The following is a 3732-nucleotide window of genomic DNA, read 5'->3' as shown; positions in this document are numbered from 1 at the left end:
ATTTTCCATGTAAATGTATTGTCTTTTTGATTAATTAATACTAAGCCATCATATTGCTGTTGTTGTAATAAAGTTTTTAATGGCTGAGAGTTGGTTTTGTAACTCGTAATAGCAATATTAAGTAGCGTAATGTCGTTTGCTGAAAGTTTATTGCTTAAGAGTAATCCACGTTGATTGGCTTCATTGTTAATGGCATCTTTAAGTTGATAACTTTGTAATTGGCCATTTGCAGAATATACAATCCACAAGCGAGCACCAGCCCATGCTTGAAAATGACTATTTTCTAGAAGTTGATTTAAGTCAGGGATAGTCTGATTGTCTTGTAAAGCTTGTTGTACGATGTTTTGTTCAAAAATTAAACTCGTACCCGTCAGATTAAGTAAATCATCTACCCAGTTAGCTGCATAAGTTTGAGCGGAGCTGATAAGCATAGAACTTAGTACTAAATGACGAAAAAACTTCATTTATGACATCCTGATAAGACAAACTTGCGTACCATACGCAACTTGACGTGGAATTTCTAGGCTTTATTGCTGTTAATAGTGGAGCAAAGCACGATAAAACGCTAAAATGCGCCCCCAAATTTCCTTTTTATTTATTTTTGTGGAAAGAAATCACCATGAGCAATACACAAACTTCGTTAAGCTACAAAGATGCAGGCGTTGATATTGATGCAGGCGATCATTTAGTTGAACGTATTAAAGGTGTCGCTAAAAAAACGACACGTCCTGAAGTATTGGGTGGTTTAGGTGGTTTTGGTGCTTTATGTGAAATTCCAGCAGGCTACAAACAACCTGTTTTAGTCTCTGGCACAGATGGTGTGGGTACTAAATTAAAACTCGCTTTACAGTTAAAGCGTCACGAAAGCATTGGTATTGATTTAGTGGCGATGTGTGTTAATGACTTAGTGGTGTGTGGTGCAGAGCCATTATTCTTTTTAGATTATTATGCAACAGGCCATTTATCAGTTGATACAGCTGCAACGGTAATTACAGGTATTGGTGAAGGTTGTTTACAAGCAGGTTGTGCTTTAGTTGGTGGCGAAACAGCCGAAATGCCAGGTATGTATGAAGGTGAAGATTACGACTTAGCAGGTTTTTGTGTGGGTGTTGTCGAAAAATCACAAATTATTGACGGCTCTAAAGTCAAAGCAGGTGATGTATTAATTGGTATTGCTTCGAGTGGTGTGCATTCGAATGGCTATTCTTTAGTTCGTAAAGTGATTGAGGTTGCTCAAGCCGATTTAAACCAACCATTAGACGGCAAAACCTTAGCCGATGTGGTGATGGCACCCACCCGTATTTATGTGAAGTCGATGTTGTCTTTAATTAAAGCTGTACCAGTACATGCGATTGCTCATATTACGGGTGGCGGTTTGCCAGGTAATTTACCACGTGTGTTGCCAGAAGGTGCTGATGCGGTGATTGATGAGAAATCTTGGCAATGGCCAGCCATTTTCCAATGGTTACAACAGCAAGGCAATGTTGAACGTTTTGAAATGTATCGTACCTTTAACTGTGGTGTGGGCATGGTTGTGGTTGTGCCTGCTGATAAAGCTGACGAAGCCATTGCTCATTTACAAGCCAATGGTGAACAAGCATGGCGTTTAGGTCAAATTCAGCCATCAACTCATGCTGAGCCTACCGTTGTTTTTGCTTAATGGTAAATGACGTTTAGGGGGCAGGCCTTGTGCCTGCCTTTTTATTTTAATAAACCCTCTCTCTAGCTCTTTCCCACAGGGAGAGAGAACCTTCTCGCCCTGTGAGAGAAGGTTGGGGTGAGGGTGTATGATTAAAAAGTTTGCTTACATGAAAATTGTTGTTTTAATTTCTGGCTCAGGTAGTAATTTGCAAGCAATTATGGATGCTTGTCAGTCAGGATATATTGCAGGGCAAGTGGTTGGCGTATTGTCTAATAAAGCAGATGCTTATGGCTTGGTACGCGCCCAACAAGCAGGGATTACGACCGCAGTTATCAATCATAAACAGTTTGCTACACGCCAAGATTTTGATTTGGCCATGCAAAAAATCATTGATGTATGGCAACCTGATGTGGTGGTATTGGCAGGTTTTATGCGTATTTTAACGCCTGCTTTTGTTCAGCATTTTGAAGGTAAATTAATTAATATTCATCCCTCATTATTGCCTTTATATAAAGGTTTACATACCCACCAACGGGTGTTGGCAACAGGTGATAAACTTCATGGTTGTTCCGTTCACTTTGTTAATGCCGAGTTAGATGGTGGGGCGGTGATTGCCCAAGCGGTGTTAACGGTGGCGGCTAACGAAGCCGAACAATCTTTAATACAAAGAGTACATAAATTAGAACATATTATTTATCCTCTCGTGCTAAATTGGCTTAGTTATGGCCGTTTGAGTTATCAACAAGGTTTGCCTGTGTTAGATGGTCAAACCTTGTCTACACCAATGAAGTTGTTATTTGATTAAAGTTCTGCCTCTCTCTGTAGGAGAGGGTTTGGTTGAGGGGTAAATATGCGTTTTTTGTTGTTAATCACGAGTTTAAGTCTTGGTGTAAAAACCTTTGCCTTTGATTTGCAACCTTATACAGCAACGTATCAATTTAATTTAAATCAACAAATTACTGGCACAGCTACACGCACCTTAAGCAAACAAGAAAACAATCATTACCGTTATCAATTTAATGCAACAGCCGCTATTGCCAATGCTAATGAAGTGAGTGAGTTTATTTTTGATAAACAACAAGTTCAGTCGTTAAGTTATCAAAATAGTAAACAAGTTTTATTCAAAAATCGTGTTGATCAGGCTACTTTTGATTGGGATAAGCAACAATTAACAACCTTGCGTAAAGGCCAAAACGAAACATTTCCCTTAACCGATAAAACGGTTTTAGACCCTTTAAATTTAGAAATCCAAATTCGCCAAGATTTAAGCCAGCAAACTAAGCCACAATTAAAAGAATATCTTTTGGGCGATGCAAAAGGTTTTCAACCTTTAAAGTTTATTGTGGATGGTGTTGAAAAAATAAAAATCCCTTATGGCGAAATAGAAGCTTTAAAAGTGACGCGTATTCATCATTCTGCTGATCGGCAAACCCAGTTTTGGTTAGCTAAATCCTTAGATTATTTGCCTGTTAAAGTGGTGCAAATGGATGATGGCGCAATTTATACTATTGAATTGCAAGCATTGCAAAAGTAAGTTACTCGTGCTTGAAGTAATGTAAATTTGTCGTATGAAGCCCGAAACAAATCTCAAAGATGAAAAGGCTGTTTTTTTTATATCACTGTGTTATGGTGTAAAAAAGACTAATAATTCATCATAATCATATGAAAAACTTCAATCTAACAACACAACTGCAATGCTTTGTTTGTAGTGCTTTAATAATAGGAAGTGCTTCTGCACACAGCCAAAGCCTTTGTGTCTTTGACATGGCAGGCAAACAAGGGCCTGTTTATAGCCTAATGAAAGAATATGCCCTCAATGCCGCCCGTTGGGGAACTAAATTAGACATTATTCCCTATATTGACGAACGTATTGCCGCCGAAGACTTTAAAGCAGGCCAATGCGATGGCGTGTTATTAACAGGCATTCGAGCCAGACAATTTAATCAGGCCACAGGCAGCATAGACTCAATAGGCGGCTTGCCAAATTATCGCAGTGTTAAATTGTTGTTTGAGGTCTTAGCCAAGCCCGAAGCCAGCAAGTATATGATTCAAAATAACTATGAAGTGGCAGGCTTATTGCCTTTGGGGGC

5 protein-coding genes are annotated in these 3732 nt (G+C 39.0%); 4 read left to right on the top strand and 1 reads right to left on the bottom strand.

Annotation, left to right across the window (positions count from 1 at the left end; translation table 11 throughout):
- On the bottom strand, positions 1-464 hold a 464-nt coding region (locus Q0212_RS00165), incomplete at its 3' end, for a hypothetical protein (RefSeq protein WP_297920541.1).
- A 155-nt stretch (positions 465-619) separates the two neighbouring features.
- On the opposite strand from Q0212_RS00165, the gene purM reads away from it, so the two are divergent.
- The 4 genes from purM to Q0212_RS00145 all read left to right on the top strand — a co-directional run.
- Positions 620-1660, top strand: a complete 1041-nt coding sequence (purM, locus tag Q0212_RS00160) for a phosphoribosylformylglycinamidine cyclo-ligase (RefSeq protein WP_297920540.1) — start codon at positions 620-622, stop codon at positions 1658-1660.
- Positions 1661-1808: 148 nt separating this feature from the next.
- The gene (gene purN / locus Q0212_RS00155) at positions 1809-2447 is read left to right on the top strand and encodes a phosphoribosylglycinamide formyltransferase (protein ID WP_297920543.1); all 639 of its coding nucleotides are present in this window, start codon (positions 1809-1811) and stop codon (positions 2445-2447) included.
- Positions 2448-2492: 45 nt separating this feature from the next.
- Positions 2493-3176: a DUF3108 domain-containing protein gene (locus Q0212_RS00150; RefSeq protein ID WP_297920537.1), complete on the top strand. Its 684-nt coding sequence runs from the start codon at positions 2493-2495 to the stop codon at positions 3174-3176.
- Positions 3177-3406: 230 nt separating this feature from the next.
- Positions 3407-3732: putative solute-binding protein (locus tag Q0212_RS00145; RefSeq protein WP_297920534.1), on the top strand; the 326-nt coding region annotated here is incomplete at its 3' end.

The organism is uncultured Agitococcus sp., from assembly GCF_937920075.1.
GTDB lineage: Bacteria > Pseudomonadota > Gammaproteobacteria > Pseudomonadales > Moraxellaceae > Agitococcus.
This window is presented reverse-complemented; position numbering and strand designations above follow the sequence as displayed.